Source organism: Vibrio sp. 2-1-2a, from assembly GCF_032648565.1.
GTDB lineage: Bacteria > Pseudomonadota > Gammaproteobacteria > Enterobacterales > Vibrionaceae > Vibrio > Vibrio diabolicus.
In genome coordinates this window covers 1-3,208 of the sequence record NZ_WBOH01000027.1, presented here as the reverse complement: position 1 = coordinate 3,208, position 3,208 = coordinate 1, and the positions used below count along the sequence as shown (strand labels likewise).

Here is a 3,208-nt window from a genome sequence, read left to right as displayed (position 1 = left end):
GCTTTCGTTTCTCACGTTAAGACTCAATGCAAATTCAATCAATTTTATGGGTTAATTCAGTCTTTTAGCCTATGATTTTGGTGTGCAAAGGTAAGTCGAGTTAAGCTCTTGGTATCGTAAAACTTAATCCTTTGAGTCTTAAACATAACAAGGCGTTCAAGAGGGATTCATGCCGCGTGGCATTTTTGGTATGCGGTGGGTTTTGGTGGTGGAAGTGGTTTGCGGAAAGTTCGTTTAGGCGGCATTCACCCCTTAACGCAGCGTTATGTTTTTCTTCCCAGGTTGAAGTTATGGATTTTGAAAGTAGCCTTCTAGATATTCATCACCTATACGGCAATCAGCTTTCTGATGAGCTTATAGAGTTTTTTACTGCTTATGCTGGTAGTGAATTATCCGAATTAGAAATTGAACTTACAGTCAATTACTACGGAAACATCACTCAGCAAGAATCTCTTGAAAAGATATGCAGTAGTCGCGAAGTTATCGAGATTCATCAATATCTCGGTTTCTTGGAAGATTATGTGGTGCACTTTGAAATAAGCAAAGATTTTGTAGAAGCACAACATTTATACCCGGTTGCTTTATCGTATGATTCTTTATACTTAATTTCCCTGTCGGGAGTACACAGCGGGAAAGTTTACCATGCAGACAATGGTGACTTCGGTATTGGAGTGGTATGCAATAGCCTAGAAGATTTTAAGAAATTAGTTGGGTTGTTGTAACTAATTTCTTAAAAACATAACAAAGCATTTAAGAGTGATTCCCAACGCTTGGCATTTTCAGTTCAAGGTAGGGTTTCGTGTTTACGGTGCAATGGTTTAGGTTAGGTGGCTGCGTTGCTCACACCTTAATGCGGCGTTAGCCCTCAAGGAGAAAATATAAAATTGTTTGAAAATCATTTAAAAAGGACAAAGTTTTTGCTGTTTTTACAGGGTATATCTGTTGCAGTTACTCTGTTTCTACTGTTTACCTTGCTTGCCCAAGTTAATCAATTGAGCTCTTCGAGTCTTTTTCTCGCATTTGCAATCGTTTTAGTGATGCTAAGCTTGAACTTGTCTAGTTTTTACGGGTTGTTAAAAAAGAAGCTTTGGGTATTTAAGTTAATGATCGCTCTTTATTTTATCCAGATGATAGGCATAGAAACGCCTAACTTTTCCTTAGCCTTTTCTTCTGGAATTGAAGTACCGATAAGTGTGAATGTTAATGAAGTAACAGTTTCTCTAAACTTACTGGCAATCTTGGTGGTTTGGTTGTCGTATACAAGTCTTAACCTTTGAAAAAGGGCTAACAAATTGTTCAAGAGTGATTCGGCACGCGTGGCATTTTTACTATGCGTTGGTTTTAGTGGTTAAGGTGGTATGCGGAAGCTTCGGTATTGCGTGCCTCACACCTTAACAAGGCGTTAGTTTGCAAGAGGAAAAACGCAGCTATATCGCAAGATCTAGTGGTAAAAGCTCAAAGTCGAAATTGTCGTATCGCGTTCAATTTCAGTGTTAACTAGCGTGGTTAAAATCCAAAATTGGCATCGTTTCAACGGTTGATTTGTTCTTTGGTGCGGTGACTTTGGGGTTAACTGAGTCGAAGTTTTTTGCTGAAACTCTGCTCGTTGAGTTTGTTGGTATAAAAGACGATCTACTCGCTGAAATGGCGTTTTCTCTGATGTGGTAAGTTCATGTGGTTTCAGTGGCTTTGTTGAAAGTCCGTATTGTGAGATTGGCTTTCCAAAAGCGCTTTTTGGTGTTGTGAATTCGTTTTCTGCGGCGTTGTTTGTTCCACGTGGCTTCATTGACTAGCCGCTTTTAGACTACGCCTGACTTAAGTGCGTCAAAACACATAAAGTTTATTGTTTGCAAAGTTTAAAATGACTAAAATCAACGCTTTGGGTTTACAAACTAACAAACTGCTCAAGAGGGATTCGCAACGCGTGGCATTTTTACTATGCGTTGAATTTAGTGATTAAGGTGGTTTGCAGCAACATCGGTATTGCGTTGCTCACCCCTTAGCAGGGCGTTATGTTGAGAAGGAAGTTATGAAAACTTTATTGAAACAAAGTAAATTGGTCAGTTTTAAATTAATGTATAGCTTTGTCACTAGAGTATTGATATGTGGCATGTTTGCTTACTACTTAGTCGAGATATCTAAGGCTCCATTTTTAACACAACTAGGGTACATCGCATTTTTTTGTGCTGTATCTTTAGCCGCTGAGTATTTAGCATCCAAACCGAAACAGTCGCTAGAAGTTGTGCTTGATGGTAATAGTTTATCTCTTTTAGGTACAAGTATAAATACTGCTGATATTCATGAAATTTTGTATGCGCAAACCAAAAGGTTTGAACATACGGTAAGGTTTCGTTTCAAAAATCAGACCTATCAAGACTTTGAATTAGCTTCTCCTAACTTAATTGAAGATCTACGTTTTTACAATTTTCTAGTTGAAAACCAGTTGCCTGTGAAGATGCTAGATAGTTATGAACGCGTTACTTAACATCTCAACATAACAAATTGTTCAAGAGTGATTCGGCACGCGTGGCATTTTTACTATGCGTTGGTTTTAGTGATTAAGGTGTTATGCAGAAGCTTGGGTATTGCGTGCCTCACACATTAACTGCGCGTTATGTTTGATCACGTAAAATCAGTTGGTTGCATCTTTTCTTTGCTTTCTCGGCTTTCCAATTTTGGTTTTGTCGGCAAGTTGACTTCAGTGGTCGCTGTTTTCTGGACTCCAACTTTGGGGCGCTAAAAATTCTGAGAGTCGCCTCATTTAAATGCAGTGTTTGGATGAGGTGAGTGCAGGTTGGTCAGTTTCAAAGTTAGAGCTTCAGCTTTCGTTTCTCACGTTAAGACTCAATGCAAATTCAATCAATTTTATGGGTTAATTCAGTCTTTTAGCCTATGATTTTGGTGTGCAAAGGTAAGTCGAGTTAAGCTCTTGGTATCGTAAAACTTAACCCTTTGAGTCTTAAACATAACAAGGCGTTCAAGAGGGATTCATGCCGCGTGGCATTTTTGGTATGCGGTGGGTTTTGGTGGTGGAAGTGGTTTGCGGAAAGTTCGTTTAGGCGGCATTCACCCCTTAACGCAGCGTTATGCGATATGAGGAAGTTGATAGTATGGAAAGCAATGTAGTTAAAGAAATAATTGAAGCAGAGGAGAAGTTAAAAACTTCAATGCTCAATTCAGATATGATTGCCTTGCAAGACTTATTGTC

3 protein-coding genes are annotated in these 3,208 nt (G+C 38.9%); all 3 read left to right on the top strand.

Going from position 1 to position 3,208, the window contains the following annotated elements:
* Positions 1-290: 290 nt before the first annotated feature.
* The 3 genes from F7Y48_RS23445 (at position 291) to F7Y48_RS23435 (ending at position 2,485) form a co-directional block, all read left to right on the top strand.
* Entirely contained in the window at positions 291-722 is a 432-nt protein-coding gene (locus F7Y48_RS23445) for a hypothetical protein (protein WP_316685447.1), read from the top strand.
* 162 nt (positions 723-884) lie between these two features.
* The gene (locus F7Y48_RS23440; protein WP_258506081.1) at positions 885-1,277 is read left to right on the top strand and encodes a hypothetical protein; all 393 of its coding nucleotides are present in this window, start codon (positions 885-887) and stop codon (positions 1,275-1,277) included.
* A 752-nt stretch (positions 1,278-2,029) separates the two neighbouring features.
* Entirely contained in the window at positions 2,030-2,485 is a 456-nt protein-coding gene (locus tag F7Y48_RS23435; protein WP_074191380.1) for a hypothetical protein, read from the top strand.
* The last annotated feature ends 723 nt before the right edge of the window (positions 2,486-3,208 follow it).

Coding starts and splice junctions, on each gene's coding strand:
- F7Y48_RS23445 (WP_316685447.1), top strand. CDS start 291: ATGGATTTTGAAAGTAGCCTTCTAGATATTCATCACCTATACGGCAAT.
- F7Y48_RS23435 (WP_074191380.1), top strand. CDS start 2,030: ATGAAAACTTTATTGAAACAAAGTAAATTGGTCAGTTTTAAATTAATG.